Below are 16,017 nucleotides of genomic sequence, written 5' to 3' on the forward strand. Positions count from 1 at the left end.
CAACTCTCTTCCGGGGGACCCCTTGAATTGTCACCGTAGTCCGGCCCGGCTCAAATTCCTTGCCTTCGGGGTCGATGGGTCAAGATGGGTGGCGTGCCGCGCTCCCTCCGTCTCGTCCTCTCCGCGGCCGCCGGGCTCCTGTTCCTCGCGCTGGTCGGCTCGACCGCGATCGGGGTGACGCCGACCGCCCCGGCCGACCCCGGAGCGTCCTCGTCCGGGCGCTCGGTCGCGGCCGACGGGCCCAACGTGCTGGTCTTCCTGACCGACGACATGCGCAAGGACGACCTCTCCTACCTCCCCCACGTGCGCACGCTGCTCGTCCAGCAGGGCATGACCTTCACCGAGAACCAGTCGCCGCACCCTTTGTGCTGCCCGGCGCGCGCCGAGCTGATGACGGGGCAGTACGCCCAGAACAACGGCGTGCACCACAACACCGGGGCGTACGGCGGGTGGCAGGCCTTCGACCCGTCGTCGACGATCGCCACCTGGGCGCACGCGGCGGGTTACGCGACCGCGATCCACGGCAAGCACCTCAACAAGTTCGATCCCGACGCCCCGGCCGACCCCGGCTGGGACGACTTCGACATCCTGCTGGAGCCCGCGACCGACTACGAGGACTTCACCTTCTTCGGCGGCGACTCCTTCACCGACGACTACGTCACGACCCGCCTCGACGAGCGCACGCTCGACGACCTCGACTCCTGGGCGGGGAAGCGGCCGTTCATGGTCTTCGCCAACCACGTCGCCCCGCACATGTGGGTGCCGGCGTCCCGCCAGGCCCGCGGCGACGGCGACCGGCGCGGCCTCGACCCGCCGGCCGAGGCGGCGTACGCGGACTCCTACGCCGGCCTGACGCCGAAGGCGTTCGGCGACCGGAGCTTCAACGAGGCGAACATGCGCGACAAGGAGGCCGTGGTCCGTGGCCGCGCGAAGCTGAAGCCCGGGCCGCTCGAGCGCACCAACCTGGCGCGCATCCGCTCCCTGCTGTCGGTCGACGAGGCGGTGGCGCACGCCTACGACGCGCTCGAGAAGGCCGGCGAGCTCGACGACACCTACATCGTCTTCACCTCCGACAACGGCTACGCGCTCGGCGAGCACCGCTACACCGGCAAGGACCGCCTCTCCGACGAGATCCTGGACGTGCCGCTCGTGGTCCGCGGTCCGGGCATCCCGGCCGGCTCGCGCAGCGACCGCCCGGTCTCACTGGTCGACCTGACGGCCACGCTGGTGGACCTGATGGATCTCTCGCCCGACCTCACCACCGACGGCGAGAGCTTCGCCGCGACGCTGCGCGACCCGCAGGCGCCCGACCACCGCGACACGATGCTGATCCAGACCGGGGCCAAGACGAGGTCCGGCCCGTTCCCCGGCTGGGCCTACCGCGGGGTGCTGACGCAGCGCTACAGCTATGCCCGCCGCGTCAACAACGGCGCCGACGACGGCTTCCTCTACGACCGGCACAAGGACCCCGACGAGCTGCGCAACCTGATCACGAGCAAGCGCTACAAGCCGGTGCGCCGCGAGCTCGAGCGCCGCTACCAGCTGCTCGCCGACTGCGCGGGCAGCGCGTGCAACCGAGACTTCGGACCGCTCCCCCGGCCGCGTCCCGCCGCATGACAAGATGAGCGCCGACCTGCCCCAGTAGCTCAGTGGATAGAGCAGCCGCCTCCTAAGCGAAAGGTCGCAAGTTCGACTCTTGCCTGGGGCACCACGCCACTACAGCGTCTCGAACCTGAGCCCGCCGGCCTGCACCCGGGCGAGCAGGTTGTCGCCCATCGCGACGGCGGTGGTCACCTGTCCGGACGTGGGTGGGTTGTCGTCGAGGGCCAGGCACAGCGCCGACTCGGCCAGCATCATCGAGGTCTCGGTGTAGCCGGGGTCGCCGCCGCTGACGCGCGTGTGCACGCTCTGGCCGCCGCACTCGCCGACGAAGTCGACGGTGAACCACGACTTGTCACGCTTCGCCTCGTCGGGTCCGTCGCCCGCCGATACCCGGCCGAGCAGGAAGGTGCGCACCGGCCCGACCTGCGCCGCCGCGGCGAGGGTCGTCACGAGGACGGCGCCGCCGGCGGCGTACCGCAGCGTCTTGGTGCCGGCGAAGTGGGAGTAGCGGAACTCCGGGCCGTACGCCGCGAGGCCGGCGCCGCTGCGCGCCACGATGATCGGGTCGATGGTCGGCAGGGGCAGCAGCCAGTAGCCGAGGAGCGGGTCGCGGTGCGGCTTGCCCGACACCGCCCGTGACGAGCGTCCGTCGGTCGGCTTGCCCTCGGCGCGACGACGCTCGGAGTAGGCCGCCTTCATCTGGCGCGCGCGGGAGAACTGGCCGAGCGCGGAGTGGATCGTGCCGCCCGAGGCCATGCCGCCCGAGCGCACGACGCCCCGCAGCGTGATCGGCGTGTCGGAGGGCAGCTGCTGGACGGTGAACCAGGCGCCGAGGTCGTGCGGGATCGAGTCGAAGCCGCACGCGTGCACGATGCGGGCTCCGGAGCGCACGGCCGTCTCGTGGTGCTGGAGGTACATCTGGTCGACGAACTCCGGCTCGCCCGTGAGGTCGACGTAGTCGGTGCCGGCGTCGGCGCACGCCGCGACGAGTGGCGCACCGTGCTGGAGGTAGGGCCCGACGGTGGTGATGACGACACGGGTGCGGGCGGCGACGTCGGCGAGCGACGCCGCGTCGGTCGAGTCGGCACGCAGCAGCTCCAGGTCGGGCAGGCCGAGCTTGTCGCGGACCGCCTCGAGCTTGGCCTGGTTGCGGCCGGCCAGCGCCCACCGCAGACCGTCCGGCGCGTGGCGCGCGAGGTAGTCGGCGGTGAGCTGACCGGTGAACCCGGTCGCGCCGAAGAGGACGATGTCGAGGTCACGGTCAGCCATGGCCCCATCCTCACAGGTCGGGAACCGCCCGGCGAGCGCCGGCGTCCCAGTGCAGTGAAGATCCGCAACGTCATCATCTCCAGCACCACCCTCGTCCTCGCGGTGGCCGCCGGCGCCGGCGTCGGCTTCGCGCTCGGGCGGGACGACCGCGGTTCCACGGCACCGCCGACCCCGTCGCCCGGTGCCTTCACGCTGGCCAACGCCTCGCTGCAGATCGCGCCCGACTGCGACTCGCTCCTCGCGTCGTACGTCGATCGCGGGCTCGAGCTCGTCACGGCCTACGGCTGGGGTGGTGGGGACGGGCCGATCGTCATGTTCGATGCGCAGTCCTCCGACGCGGCCGGCTCCGAGCGCTCGTCCACAGCCACCGTGCCCGCGCCGACGACCGTCCGGTCCACCAACAACGAGACGGGCACCAACGTCCAGGAGGCCGGCGTCGACGAGCCCGACGTCGTCAAGGTCTCGGGCGACCGCCTGTTCCGCATCCAGGACGACACGCTCACGACCTACGACGTCGCCGGCGACGAGCCCCGGCTGCTGTCGTCGCTGCAGCTGCCCGACATCCGCAACGGCCAGGTCCTGGTCTCGGGCGACCGGGTGGTCGTGCTCGGCGACCTCGTCACCTACGCGGCGACCGGTGCGCGCGTCCTGGTGATCGACGTCAGCCAGCCCGGGACACCGCAGGTCGTGGAGCAGACCGACTACACGGCGACCATCAGCGCGGCTCGCCTGCACGGCGACGTCGTGCGGCTCGTGCTCGACACCGGCCTGCCGCAGCTGGACTTCCGCTACCCCGACGGCCGCTTCGGCGAGCAGGGCGCGCTGAAGGCCAACCAGGAGCTCGTGCGCGGGACCACGCTGGCCGACTGGGTGCCCACCGTCGACGGCGAGCCCGTGGTCGACTGCGACGACGTCGCACTCCCGACGATGGAGACCGCCCTCGGCACCACCACGGTCGTCACCTTCGAGGCCGCGGTGGTCGAGCCGACGGCGACTGCGGTGGCGACCACCGCGAGCACGTCCTACTTCTCCCCCGACCGGTTCTACCTCGCCGCGAGCGCGTCCGCGGACGGCTGGTGGGGACGCATCCGCCCGATGATCGACTGCCTCGACCGGTGCGACCCCGGTTGGCCCGGCGGGGCGGCCGACGGCAGCACGGAGCTGTTCGCCTTCGCCCTCGACGGCACCGACACGACGTACGTCGCCTCCGGCGAGGTCGAGGGCCAGATCCGCGACCGCTGGTCGATGGACTACGCCGATGGCGCGCTGCGGGTGGCGCTCGGCGCGACCAGCGAGACCGGCAACTTCAGCTCGGTGGTCACGCTGCGCGAGACCGACGCGACCCTGAGCGAGATCGGTCGCGTCGACAAGCTCGGGATCAACGAGGAGATCAAGTCGGTGCGCTGGTTCGACGACCTCGCCCTCGTCGTGACCTTCCGCCAGACCGACCCGCTCTACGCCATCGACCTCAGCGACGCGGACGACCCGCAGCTCATGGGCGAGCTCAAGATCCCCGGCTACAGCGAGTACCTCCACCCGCTCGGCGCCCGCCGCCTCATCGGCATCGGCCAGGACGCCGACGCCTCCGGCATGGTCCGCGGCGCCCAGGCTGCTCTCTTCGACGTCACCGACCTGCGCAACCCCCAGCAGCTCGCCGTCGTCCGCTACCCGACGTTCTCGCAGGCGATGGCCGGCACCGACCCGCGCCAGTTCACCTGGCTCCCCGACCGCCGTACCGCCCTCACCGTCGTCTCCCAGGGCTGGGAGGGCCGCACGGGCTGGGTCTCGGTGCTCGACCTGGCCGACGGCCGGATGTCCAACCGCATGGTCGAGGTCGAGTACGGCGACGAGGTCAGCCAGGTCCGGCTGGTGCCGCTCGCCGACGGCCGGGTGGTGTTGGTGACCGGCGACGCGGTCTCGTTCTTCGACGTAACCTGACGCGTATGTGCAGGAACATCCGCCCGCTCAACAACTTCGAGCCCCCGGCGACCGGCGACGAGGTCACGGCCGCGGCGCTGCAGTACGTCCGCAAGGTCGCCGGCACGACCAAGCCCTCGCAGGCCAACGAGGCCGTCTTCTACGAAGCCGTCCGCGAGATCGCGCACCTCACCCAGCACCTGCTCGACGACCTGGTCACGACGGCACCGCCGAAGAACCGTGAGGTCGAGGCGCAGAAGGCCCGGGCCCGCGCCCAGCTGCGCTACGGCACGTGAGGGACGCCGTCCGCTTCCTGGCCGATCGCGAGCTCGTGGTCCTCACCGGGGCCGGGCTCTCGACCGACTCCGGCATCCCCGACTACCGCGGCCCGGGCGCCCCGGTCCGCACGCCGATGACCTTCCAGGAGTTCTGCTCCGGCCCGACGGCGCGCCAGCGCTACTGGGCGCGCAGCCACCTCGGGTGGGCGCGCATGGGCGCTGCCGAGCCCAACCCCGGCCACCGCGCCCTCGCCGAGCTCGACCCGGCCCTGCTCATCACCCAGAACGTCGACGGGCTCCACGAGGCTGCCGGGTCACGCCGCCTCGTCGCGCTGCACGGCCGGGTCGCCGACGTGGTCTGCCTGTCCTGTCGCCGTACGTCGCCGCGCTCGACCCTGCAGGGCAGGCTCGACGCCCTCAACGCGGACTGGATGGCGCGCCACGGCCATGCCGCGATGCGCCCCGACGGGGACGTCGAGCTCGACGCCACCGAGGACTTCGTGGTCGCGGACTGCGACGCGTGCGGCGGTGTGCTCAAGCCCGACGTGGTGTTCTTCGGCGAGAACGTGCCGGCCGAACGCGTCGCGCGCTGCTACGACGCCGTCGAGGCGCTGGGGACCGACGGCGCCCTCGTGGTGGCCGGCTCCTCGCTCACCGTGATGAGCGGGCTGCGCTTCGTCAAGCGCGCCGCGAAGCTCGGCACGCCGGTGGTGATCGTCAACCGAGGCACGACGCGCGGTGACGACCTCGCCCGGTTCAAGCTCGAGCTCGGCACCAGCGACTTCCTGGTCGACCTGGTCGAGGCCCGCGGCGTGGATCAGAGGCGGCGCACGAAGATGTGATCGGCGGCGTCGGCGAAGACCTCGGCGGTCTCGCCGCCCGAGCCGATCAGGATGCCCTCGGCAGTGGCCGCCACGGTGATCGTCTTGTCGGGCACGGCGCCCACGCGCCGCAGCGCGCTCATCAGCTCCTCGTCCTTCTGCATCTCCTCGGAGATCCGGCGGACGTGCACGCGCGACTCCTCGGTGCCGGCGACGGCCGACAGGGGCTCGACGCCCTCCATGAAGCCCTCGCCCAGCGAGCTCTCGCCGAGCTCCGCCAGGCCGGGGATCGGGTTGCCGTAGGGCGACTCGGTCGGGTGGTCCAGCAGCTCGACCAGGCGGCGCTCGACCGTCTCCGACATCACGTGCTCCCAGCGGCACGCCTCGGCGTGCACGAGCTCCCAGTCGAGGCCGATCACGTCGGTGAGCAGTCGCTCGGCCAGGCGGTGCTTGCGCATCACGCGGGTGGCGAGGCGCAGGCCCTCGTCGGTGAGCTCGAGGTGACGGTCGCCCTCGACCGTGACCAGGCCGTCGCGCTCCATCCGGGCCACGGTCTGGGAGACCGTCGGGCCGCTCTGGTGCAGGCGCTCGGCGATGCGCGCGCGCAGGGGGACGATGTCCTCCTCCACGAGCTCGTAGATCGTGCGGAGATACATCTCGGTGGTGTCGATCAGGTCGCTCACGGGGCCATTGTGTCCCATCGTGCGCGGGCCTCCACGTTGGCAGGCGTCGGTGCGGTGCGGCACAGTGCGACGGGTGAACCCGATCACCGACCAGCTGCTGATCCCGCGCCGCTTCTGCGGCCCGCCCGACTCCGGCAACGGCGGCTGGACGGCCGGCTCACTGGCCACCCACGTGACCGCGGCCTGTCCCGAGGACCGGGCCCGCGAGTGGCCGACGATCGAGGTCTCGCTGCGCCAGCCGCCGCCCCTCGACACCCCGCTCGACGTCGTCGAGGACGACGGCGTCACGAGCGCCAGGTTCGGGGGCGCGGTGATCGCGAGCGCCCGGGTGGTCGACAGCGAGCTGGCCGACGTCGACCCGGTCGCCCCCGACGAGGCGCGGGCGGCCGAGGCGACGTACGCCGGACACCGGTTCCACCCGTTCCCGACCTGCTTCGCCTGCGGCACCGGCCGCGAGGAGGGCGACGGGCTGCGGATCTTCCCGGGGGTCGTGAGCGGCGAGCGCGTGGCCGCGACCTGGCGACCGGACCCGAGCCTGGTCGAGGACTTCCACACCTACGTCGACGCCTCGGCACGCGCCTCGGTCGCGAGCACGTGGGCCGCGCTCGACTGCGTCGGCGGCTGGGCCGGTGACCTCACCGAGCGGCTGATGGTGCTCGGCCGGATGACGGCCCGGATCGACACGTTGCCCGTCATCGGCGAGGAGCACGTCGTGGTGGGGGCCACCCGCGGCAGCGAGGGCCGCAAGACCTTCACCGCGGCCACCCTGGTCGACGCGGACGGCCGGGTCGTGGCCAGCGCCGAGCACGTCTGGATCGCCGTCGACCCGGCGGCCTTCGGGGGCGAGTCCCCGACCTGAGCCCGGAGTTTGACACTCCTCGGCCGGCTTGCGAACAATTGGTCGCATGGCTGATTTGAACGTTCCAAAGACCGATGCGCGCTGGTGGCGGGACGCCGTCATCTACCAGGTGTACGTCCGCTCGTTCGCCGACGCGGACGGGGACGGGGTCGGCGACCTCGCCGGCATCACCTCGCGCCTGCCCTACCTCGCCGACCTCGGCGTGGACGCGCTCTGGATCACGCCGTTCTACACCTCGCCGCAGCACGACCACGGCTACGACGTCGCCGACTACCGCGACATCGACCCGCTCTTCGGCGACCTCGGCGACGCCGACACCCTGATCGCGCGCGCCCACGAGCTCGGCCTGCGCGTGATCGTCGACCTCGTGCCCAACCACTCCTCCGACGAGCACGAGTGGTTCCGGGCGGCCCTGGCGGCCGAGCCCGGCTCCCCGGAGCGCGCCCGCTACCTCTTCCGCACCGGCCGCGACGGCGGCGCGACCCCGCCCAACAACTGGGTCTCGGTGTTCGGCGGTCCGGCCTGGACCCGCGTCGGGGACACCGACCAGTGGTACCTCCACCTCTTCGACTCCACCCAGCCCGACTTCGACTGGCGCAACCCCGAGGTCGGCGACATGTTCGAGGAGGTCCTGCGCTTCTGGCTCGACCGCGCGGTCGACGGGTTCCGCATCGACGTCGCCCACGGCCTCTACAAGGAGGCATCGCTGCGCGACCAGGTCGTCGAGGCCGACGGCGCGCCCGCCAGCGACGCCGGCGAGATGATCGAGCGCTCCGTCACCGACGAGCCGATGTGGGACCAGCCCGAGGTGCACGACGTCTACCGCCGCTGGGCCAAGGTCCTCGACGAGTACGGCGAGGACCGGATGGCCGTCGCCGAGGCGTGGACCCAGACCGTCGAGTCGATGGCCCGGTTCGTCCGCCCCGACGAGCTCGACCAGGCCTTCAACTTCGCCTGGCTGCTCGCCGACTGGTCGGCCGAGGCGTTCGGCCAGGTCATCACCGACACCCTGGCCGCCGCGGAGATCGTCGGCGCGGCCCCGACGTGGGTGCTCTCCAACCACGACGTCACCCGCCACGTCACGCGGTACGGCGGTGGCGAGACCGGCCTCGACCGCGCCCGCGCCGCGACGATGACGATGCTGGCGCTGCCCGGTGCCTCCTACCTCTACCAGGGCGAGGAGCTCGGGCTCGAGCAGGTCGACGTCCCGCCGGCCGCGCGCCAGGACCCGTCGTGGTTCCGCACCGGCGAGGTCGGCCGCGACGGCTGCCGGGTGCCGATGCCGTGGGGCGGCGACGCAGCGCCGTACGACTTCGGACCGGGGACCGGGCAGCCCTGGCTCCCCCAGCCCACCGACTGGAAGCAGCTGACGGCCGAGGCGCAGACGGGCGTGCCCGGCTCCACCCTGGAGTTCTACCGGGAGGCGCTGGCCGCGCGTCGCAGCGCCTTCGCCGGCGCCGGGGCGGACGTCGAGATGCTGGGCGGTCACGGTCCCGACGTGCTCGCCTTCCGCCGCGGCGACGTCACGGTCGTGCTCAACTGCGGCACGTCCGCCGTGGCGCTGCCGGTCGGCGAGGTCGTGCTGTCCAGCGGGCCGGTCGAGGGCGAGCTGCCCGCGAACACCGCGGTCTGGCTGCGCTGAACCGCCCGCCCCTCCCGGGTAACGCCACGAACATGACACTCCCGCCCCCATCAGTGGGGGCGGGAGTGCTGTCATGGTGGCGTTACCGGGGAGCGGGCGAGCCTGGGCTCACTCCAGGCTGGCGTTGTAGCGGGCGAGCGACGCCACGAACGACGCCAGCTCGGCGTCGCTCCAGGCGGCGAGCCGCTCGTCGAAGCGCTCCCTGCGCACCTGGCTCATCCGCTCGAGCCGATCGCGTCCCTCGTCACTGACGACGAGCACGAGCGCGCGTCCGTCCTCCGGGTCGCGGTGGCGCTCGACGAGGCCGAGGTCGACGAGCGTCTGCACCTGACGGCTCACGCCTCCCTTGTCCATCGCGAACGCGTCGGACAGGTCCGCCGCACGCAACGGCCCCGTGGCGGCCAGGTGGTTGAGGATGAAGAACGTCATCGGGTGGAGGTCGGGGTGGACCTCACGCGCCCGCTCCCCCATCACCCTCTTCACCCGGCGGATGAGCGAGCCGACCTCGGACTCGATCTGACGCAGGACGTCGTGGCGCGCGCTCGCGGTGACCTCGGTGCTCATGCCTGCGCGGCCCCGTCCGCCAGCAGCTCGTCGTCGCGCTTCACCGAGGTGCGCAGCGGCACCTCCTTGATGAAGAGCACCGCGACCAGCGCGCCGACCGCGAAGGGCAGCGCCACCAGGAAGATGTGGCCGGTCGCGTCGCCGTACGCACTCTCGAAGATGGCGCGGATCGGGGCCGGCATCGTGGAGACGTCCGGCACGCCGCCGGTCTGGTGGCTGACCTGTCCGGCGAGCTCGGGGTTGGCGGCGACGAGCTTGGCCAGGCCCTTCTGCACCACGTCGGCGACCTGGTGGGCGAGCACGGCACCGAGGGCGGCGATGCCGACCGAGCCACCGAGCGAGCGGAAGAACGCCACCACGGACGAGCCGGCACCCATGTCGGAGAGCGCGATGGTGTTCTGGACGGCCAGCACGAGGTTCTGCATGGTCGCGCCGAGGCCCAGGCCGAGGACAGCCATGAAGATGCCGGTGCGCCACAGGGGCGTGCTCGCGTCGATGGTGGAGAGCAGCGCGATCCCGGCGATGACGGCGACCATGCCGCCGACGAGCCAGCGCTTCCACACACCCGTGGCCGAGATGATGCGGCCGCTGAGGATGCTCGAGACGAGCAGGCCGCCGACCATGCAGATCGACATCAGGCCGGCCCCGGTCGGGCTCATGTCCTTGGCCCGCTGGAAGTAGAGGCTGAGGTAGACCGTGGAGCCGAACATCGCGACACCGATGAGGACGGAGGCGATCGTGGCCAGGGTCAGGGTGCGGTCCTTGAAGAGCCGCAGCGGGATGACCGGGTCCTTGGCCACGTTGGCCTCGACGTAGACCGCCGCCGCGATGACGACGACCGCACCGGCGACGAGCAGGCCGGAGGTCCAGGAGATCCAGTCGAAGTTCTGGCCGCCCAGGGAGACCCAGATCAGCAGGATGGAGACACCGCCGACCAGCAGGAAGGCGCCGAGGTAGTCGATCGTCACGTCCCGCTTGACCACGGGCAGGCGAAGGGTCTTCTGGAGGACGACGAAGGCGAGGATCGCGACCGGGAGGCCGGCGAAGAAGCACCAGCGCCAGCCGACCGTGTCCACGAGCACGCCGCCGACGAGCGGTCCGGAGACGGTGGCGAGGGCGAAGGTCGCGCCGATGTAGCCGCTGTAGCGACCGCGCTCGCGCGGCGAGACCATCGAGGCGATGACGACCTGGACGAGCGCCGTCAGACCACCCACGCCGAGGCCCTGGACGACGCGGGCCCCGATCAGCACCTCCATCGACGGCGCGAAGCCGGCGATCAACGAGCCGATCGAGAAGATCACCAGGGCGGTCTGGACGAGGAGCTTCTTGTCGAAGATGTCGGCGAACTTGCCCCAGATCGGCGTCGTGGCGGTCATGGCCAGCATGGTGGCGACGACGACCCAGGTGTAGCCGGTCTGGCTGCCCTCGAGGTCGTCCACGATCGTGGGGAGTGCGTTGGAGACGATGGTGCTCGAGAGCATCGCCACGAACATCGCGAGGAGGAGGCCGCTGAGCGCCTCGAGCACCTCGCGGTGCGACATCTGGCCGGCTTGCTCGGCACTGGCGGCCGGGGCCGCGGGAGTGGTTGCTGCGGATGACACGGAGGGGCTCGATTCAGGTCGTCGGTGGCTTGCCTCGACACAAGGTTGCCGACCGCAACTATATTCCCGGGTCGCCCACATCCTCCACAATGCAGCGACCCGCAGGCTGTCTGCTCCTGGTGGAGCCCCGGGGGATGACGTCCGGGAGCCTGCGGGTCGGGTGACTGCGTTGGATTCGCCGGCAGTGCGTCGGCGATGCCGGCCGGTGTCGACCGGGTCGGAGCTGCCTAGCGGGCAGCCACCTCACTCATCCGAAAAGAATGCATTTCTCGGACCACCTCCTTCCTGTGTGCTGCAACCGTACGTCGAGGCGTACGACCACTCAATCCCTTTTCTCGTACGGCGCTCAGGCGGCCGCGGCGGCGGTGCGTGAGCCACCTTCCGGCGCTCGGGAAGGTGGGTGGGGCACCGCTGCGGCGCGGCGACCCGGTCGTACGGCGCTCAGGCGGCCGCGGCGGCGAACTGCGAGCGGTAGAGGCGGGCGTACGCCCCGTCGGCGGCGAGCAACGAGTCGTGGTCGCCCTGCTCGACGATCGCGCCGTCCTCCATCACCAGGATCAGGTCGGCGTCGCGAATGGTGGAGAGCCGGTGCGCGATCACGAACGAGGTGCGGTCGGTGCGCAGCGCCGCCATCGCCTGCTGGAGCAGCAGCTCGGTGCGGGTGTCGACCGACGAGGTCGCCTCGTCGAGGATGAGCAGGTCGGGCGCAGCCAGGAACGCGCGGGCGATGGTGATGAGCTGGCGCTCCCCCGCCGACAGGTTGGCGCCCTCCTCGTCGATCACCGTGTCGTAGCCCTCGGGCAGCGAGTGCACGAACCGGTCCACGAACGTCGCCGTGGCCGCCGCGAGGATCTCCTCGTCGGAGGCGTCGGGACGCCCGTAGGCGATGTTGTCGCGGATCGTCCCGGCGAACAGCCAGGTGTCCTGCAGCACCATCCCGATCTGCGAGCGCAGCGCCGAGCGGGGCATGGAGGCGATGTCGACGCCGTCGAGGGTGATCCGCCCGGCGTCGAGCTCGTAGAACCGCTCGACGAGGTTGACCAGGGTGGTCTTGCCCGCACCGGTCGGCCCGACGATGGCGACCGTCTGGCCCGGGTGCGCGACGAGCGAGAGCCCCTCGATGAGCGGTCGGTCGGCGACGTACGAGAAGGACACGTCCTCGAAGCGCACCTCGCCGTGCCGGTCGGCCTCGGGCGCCGGCGACCCGGTGGCCTCGGGTGACTGCTCGTGCGCGTCGAGGAGCTCGAAGACCCGCTCGGCCGACGCGACACCCGATTGCAGCAGGTTGGTCATCGAGGCGACCTGGGTGAGCGGCTGCGTGAACTGGCGGGTGTACTGGATGAACGCCTGCACGTCACCGAGCGACATCGTGCCGCTGGCGACACGGAGGCCACCGAGCACGGCGATCACGACGTAGTTGATGTTGCCGACGAACATCATGATCGGCATGATCAGCCCGCTCACGAACTGGGCGCTGAACGACGCCTTCCACAGCTCGTCGTTCTCCTCCTTGAACACCCGCTCGGCCTCGCCCTGACGTCCGAAGACCTTGACGAGTGCGTGCCCGGAGAACGTCTCCTCGATGTGCGCGTTGAGGCGACCGGTCTGGCGCCACTGCTGGACGAACATGCCCTGCGACCTCTTCATCACCTGCGCGGTGACGACCATCGAGATCGGCACCGAGACGAGTGCGACCAGCGCGAGCACGGGCGAGATCCAGAACATCATCGACAGCACGGCGACAACGGTCAGGACCGAGGTGAGCAGCTGGCTGAGCGTCTGCTGGAGGGTCTGGCTGACGTTGTCGATGTCGTTGGTGACCCGGCTGAGCAGCTCGCCGCGCGGCTGGCGGTCGAAGTAGCTCAGGGGCAGCGCGTTGACCTTCTCCTCGACCTCGTCGCGCATCCGGCGCACGGTGCCCTGCACGACGTCGTTGAGGAGGTAGCCCGCGAGCCAGGCGACCAGCGAGGCGCCGACGTACAGCGCGAGCACGACCAGCAGCACCCGGCCGACCGCGTCGAAGTCGACGCCCTGGCCGGGCACGAGGTCCATGCCGGAGACCATGTCGGCGACGTTGTCCTCACCGTTGGCACGCAGGCCCTCGACGGCCTGCTCCTTGGTGATGCCCGACGGCAGCCGACCGCCGATGAGGCCGTTGAAGATCAGGTCGGTGGCGCGGCCGAGCACCCGCGGGCCGACGGCGGTGGCGATGACGCTGACGACGGTGAGCGCGATGACGGCGATCGTCTTGGCCCTGTACGGCGCCATGCGCCCGACGAGGCGCTTGACGGACGGGCCGAAGGTGCTGGCCTTGCCGCCCATCATCCCGCCGCCCATGGGACCGCGACCGGGGCCGCCGGCCGGCGCCTGGACGCGCTCGGTCTCCTTCAGGTCGCTGGCCTCGAGCTCGGCCGACGTCGGCTTGGCCGGCTGCTGCGGGGAGGTGGTGGTGCTCATGCGGCTTCCTCTGCGGTGAGCTGGGACTCGACGATCTCGCGGTAGGTCTCGCAAGTGGCGAGGAGCTCGTCGTGGGTGCCGCGGCCGACGACGGACCCGTCGTCGAGGACGACGATGACGTCGGCGTCGCGGATGGTGGAGACGCGTTGCGCGACGATCACGACCGTCGCGTCGCGGGTGACCGGGGCGAGCGCGGCCCGCAGGCGCGCGTCGGTGGTGAGGTCGAGAGCCGAGAACGAGTCGTCGAACAGGTAGATCTCGGGTCGTCGGATCACCGCGCGGGCGATGGCGAGCCGTTGTCGCTGGCCGCCGGAGAAGTTGGTGCCGCCCTGGGCGACGGGCGACTGGAGGCCGTCGGGCAGCTCGGCCACGAAGTCGCGGGCCTGGGCGATCTCGAGCGCCTCCCACATCTGCGCCTCGGTGGCGTCGGGGAGACCGTGCTGGAGGTTGCTGGCGATGGTGCCGGTGAAGAGGAACGCCTTCTGCGGGATCAGCCCGAGCCGCGACCAGAGCAGGTCGGGCTCGAGGTCGCGCACGTCGACGCCGTCGACCCGGACGCGCCCCTCGGTCACGTCGAAGAGCCGGGGCACGAGGTTCAGCAAGGTGGTCTTGCCGGCACCCGTGGAGCCGATGATCGCGACGGTCTGGCCCGGTTGCGCGCTCAGGTCCACGTCGCGCAGGACGGGGACGTCGGCGCCGGGGTAGGCGTAGGTGACGCCCTCCAGCGCCAGCGTCCCGCGCTCGGTCAGCGCGGTGACAGGGGCGGCCGGGGGCACGACGCTCGACTCGGTGTCGAGCACCTCCATGATCCGGTCGGCGCACACCGCCGACCTGGGGATCATCATCATCATGAACGTCCCCATCATCACGCTCATGATGATCTGCATGAGGTAGGAGAGGTACGCGGTCAGCGCCCCCACCTCCATCTGGCCGCTCTCCACGCGGTGGCCGCCGAACCACAGCACGGCGACCGAGGCGACGTTGGCCACGAGCATCACCACCGGGAACATCCCGGCCTGCCAGCGCCCGGCCCGGATCGCGACCTGGGTCAGGTCGGCGTTGGCCTGCCCGAAGCGCTCCTTCTCGTGCTCCTCGCGGACGAAGGCACGCACGACGCGGATGCCGGTGATCTGCTCGCGCAGCAGGCGGTTGACCTCGTCGATCTTGACCTGCATGACGCGGAAGCTCGGCACCATCCGGCTGACGATGATCCCGATGAGGCCGCCGAGGACCGGCACGGTGACGACGATCAGCCACGACAGGCCGACGTCCTCGCGCATCGCCATCACCACCGCGCCGACCATCATGATCGGCGCGGAGACCATCATCGTGAAGCCGAGCAGCACCAGCATCTGCACCTGCTGGACGTCGTTGGTCTCGCGGGTGATCAGCGACGGGGCGCCGAAGTGGTTGACCTCCCGGGCCGAGAACGAGCCGACCCGCCCGAAGATCTGGGCACGGACGTCGCGGCCGAAGCCCATCGCCGTACGCGCCGCGAACCAGACCGCGACGACCGAGCAGGCGGCCTGGGCCAGCGAGATGGCCAGCATCAGTCCGCCGCGCCGGATGATGAAGTCGGTGTCGCCGGTGACGACGCCGACGTCGATGATCTCGGCGTTCAGGCTGGGGAGGTAGAGCATCGCGAGGGTGCCGAAGAACTGGAGGACCACGATCACGGCGATCGGGCCCTTGTACGGCGCGAGGCGGGTGCGGACGAGACGGAGCAGCATCAGGATCCCTTGTGGAGGCCGTCGAGGACGGTGGTGACGATCTCGTCGGTCGTGAGGATGCGACCGTCCGAGAGATGCGGGTGGCTGCCGGAGAAGGTCAGCAGCCGGGTGATGTGGACGAACTCGGAGACGGGGCAGGCGAGCTCGCCGGCGTGCGGGGCGAGGAGGAGCTCCATCACGGCGGCGGCCTCCTCGCGGTGGTGCTGCATGTGCTTGCGGGCGGCCGGCGGTCCCACCATGCCGACGACCGTCATCAGCTCGAAGATGCCGCGGAACCGAATCTGGAGGTGGGTGACGATGTCGGAGACCACGGCCCGCAGGGGCTGGTCGGGCTCGATGCGGCGCAGGTCGTCGAGGAACGGCTGCATGTCGAAGGCGTGCTCGAGGGTGGCGGTGATCAGGTCGTCCTTGGACTCGAAGACCCGGAAGATCGTGCCCTCGGCGACGCCCGCCGCCTCGGCGATCTGCTTGCTGGTGACGGTGCGACCGTGCTCGTGCAGCAGCGGCAGGGTGGCGTCGATGAGGGCGGTGCGCCGGTCGTCGGCGGACATGGGGGTGGCGCGCGGGGTCACGCCGACCAGCATAAGTGAGTGA

At 71.2% G+C, this 16,017-nt stretch carries 13 protein-coding genes and 1 tRNA gene; 7 read left to right on the plus strand and 7 right to left on the minus strand.

The annotated features are described in order from the left end of the window. Window positions 1-93: 93 nt before the first annotated feature. A complete protein-coding gene (locus C7S10_RS01930; protein WP_165807023.1) occupies window positions 94-1,617 on the plus strand; it encodes a sulfatase-like hydrolase/transferase in 1,524 nt (507 codons plus the stop codon). An 18-nt stretch (window positions 1,618-1,635) separates the two neighbouring features. After that, window positions 1,636-1,711: transfer RNA gene (locus C7S10_RS01935), tRNA-Arg, on the plus strand. Window positions 1,712-1,716: 5 nt separating this feature from the next. On the opposite strand, the gene C7S10_RS01940 is transcribed toward C7S10_RS01935, so the two are convergent. Further along, the gene (locus tag C7S10_RS01940; RefSeq protein ID WP_108342711.1) at window positions 1,717-2,871 is read right to left on the minus strand and encodes a saccharopine dehydrogenase family protein; all 1,155 of its coding nucleotides are present in this window, start codon (window positions 2,869-2,871) and stop codon (window positions 1,717-1,719) included. Window positions 2,872-2,925: 54 nt separating this feature from the next. Here C7S10_RS01940 and C7S10_RS01945 point away from each other — a divergent pair, with 54 nt between their 5' ends. The 3 genes from C7S10_RS01945 to C7S10_RS01955 are packed head-to-tail and all read left to right on the plus strand — an operon-like array spanning window position 2,926 to window position 5,908. After that, complete coding sequence (locus tag C7S10_RS01945) at window positions 2,926-4,809, plus strand: beta-propeller domain-containing protein (protein ID WP_108342712.1); 1,884 nt, start codon at window positions 2,926-2,928, stop codon at window positions 4,807-4,809. A 5-nt stretch (window positions 4,810-4,814) separates the two neighbouring features. Next, the gene (locus C7S10_RS01950) at window positions 4,815-5,084 is read left to right on the plus strand and encodes a DUF2277 domain-containing protein (RefSeq protein WP_108342713.1); all 270 of its coding nucleotides are present in this window, start codon (window positions 4,815-4,817) and stop codon (window positions 5,082-5,084) included. Next, window positions 5,081-5,908, plus strand: a complete 828-nt coding sequence (locus C7S10_RS01955) for a Sir2 family NAD-dependent protein deacetylase (protein ID WP_108342714.1) — start codon at window positions 5,081-5,083, stop codon at window positions 5,906-5,908. The genes C7S10_RS01950 and C7S10_RS01955 overlap by 4 nt, the downstream gene beginning before the upstream one ends. Here the strand turns inward: C7S10_RS01955 and C7S10_RS01960 are convergent. Then, window positions 5,884-6,570, minus strand: a complete 687-nt coding sequence (locus C7S10_RS01960; protein ID WP_108342715.1) for an iron-dependent transcriptional repressor DtxR — start codon at window positions 6,568-6,570, stop codon at window positions 5,884-5,886. The genes C7S10_RS01955 and C7S10_RS01960 overlap by 25 nt on opposite strands. Before the next feature lie 73 nt (window positions 6,571-6,643). Here C7S10_RS01960 and C7S10_RS01965 point away from each other — a divergent pair, with 73 nt between their 5' ends. Both C7S10_RS01965 and C7S10_RS01970 read left to right on the plus strand, forming a co-directional pair. After that, window positions 6,644-7,429, plus strand: a complete 786-nt coding sequence (locus C7S10_RS01965; RefSeq protein WP_243395150.1) for a hypothetical protein — start codon at window positions 6,644-6,646, stop codon at window positions 7,427-7,429. A gap of 46 nt (window positions 7,430-7,475) precedes the next feature. Continuing rightward, window positions 7,476-9,071, plus strand: coding sequence for a glycoside hydrolase family 13 protein (locus C7S10_RS01970; protein ID WP_108342717.1), 1,596 nt, complete (start codon window positions 7,476-7,478; stop codon window positions 9,069-9,071). Between the two features lie 108 nt (window positions 9,072-9,179). On the opposite strand, the gene C7S10_RS01975 is transcribed toward C7S10_RS01970, so the two are convergent. The 5 genes from C7S10_RS01975 to C7S10_RS22455 form a co-directional block, all read right to left on the minus strand. Continuing rightward, window positions 9,180-9,635 (minus strand): MarR family winged helix-turn-helix transcriptional regulator, encoded by a 456-nt coding sequence (locus C7S10_RS01975; protein ID WP_108342718.1) that lies wholly within the window; start codon window positions 9,633-9,635, stop codon window positions 9,180-9,182. Beyond that, a complete protein-coding gene (locus C7S10_RS01980; RefSeq protein WP_341476724.1) occupies window positions 9,632-11,236 on the minus strand; it encodes an MDR family MFS transporter in 1,605 nt (534 codons plus the stop codon). Before C7S10_RS01980 ends, C7S10_RS01975 begins: the two co-directional genes overlap by 4 nt. A 441-nt stretch (window positions 11,237-11,677) precedes the next feature. Then, window positions 11,678-13,693 (minus strand): ABC transporter ATP-binding protein, encoded by a 2,016-nt coding sequence (locus tag C7S10_RS01985; protein ID WP_108342720.1) that lies wholly within the window; start codon window positions 13,691-13,693, stop codon window positions 11,678-11,680. Next, complete coding sequence (locus tag C7S10_RS01990; RefSeq protein ID WP_108342721.1) at window positions 13,690-15,423, minus strand: ABC transporter ATP-binding protein; 1,734 nt, start codon at window positions 15,421-15,423, stop codon at window positions 13,690-13,692. The genes C7S10_RS01985 and C7S10_RS01990 overlap by 4 nt, the downstream gene beginning before the upstream one ends. Beyond that, the gene (locus C7S10_RS22455; protein WP_207769194.1) at window positions 15,423-15,995 is read right to left on the minus strand and encodes a TetR/AcrR family transcriptional regulator; all 573 of its coding nucleotides are present in this window, start codon (window positions 15,993-15,995) and stop codon (window positions 15,423-15,425) included. The genes C7S10_RS01990 and C7S10_RS22455 overlap by 1 nt, the downstream gene beginning before the upstream one ends. Window positions 15,996-16,017 lie beyond the last annotated feature (22 nt).

Origin of the sequence: Nocardioides currus, assembly GCF_003057875.1 — a bacterium.
Classification (GTDB): Bacteria; Actinomycetota; Actinomycetes; order Propionibacteriales; family Nocardioidaceae; genus Nocardioides; species Nocardioides currus.

Bases quoted from the DNA above. Each gene is read 5' to 3' on its own strand.
- C7S10_RS01950 (WP_108342713.1), top strand. From the start codon at position 4,815: ATGTGCAGGAACATCCGCCCGCTCAACAACTTCGAGCCCCCGGCGACC.
- C7S10_RS01970 (WP_108342717.1), top strand. From the start codon at position 7,476: ATGGCTGATTTGAACGTTCCAAAGACCGATGCGCGCTGGTGGCGGGAC.
- C7S10_RS01990 (WP_108342721.1), bottom strand. From the start codon at position 15,423: ATGCTGCTCCGTCTCGTCCGCACCCGCCTCGCGCCGTACAAGGGCCCG.
- C7S10_RS01985 (WP_108342720.1), bottom strand. From the start codon at position 13,693: ATGAGCACCACCACCTCCCCGCAGCAGCCGGCCAAGCCGACGTCGGCC.
- C7S10_RS01940 (WP_108342711.1), bottom strand. From the start codon at position 2,871: ATGGCTGACCGTGACCTCGACATCGTCCTCTTCGGCGCGACCGGGTTC.
- C7S10_RS01975 (WP_108342718.1), bottom strand. From the start codon at position 9,635: ATGAGCACCGAGGTCACCGCGAGCGCGCGCCACGACGTCCTGCGTCAG.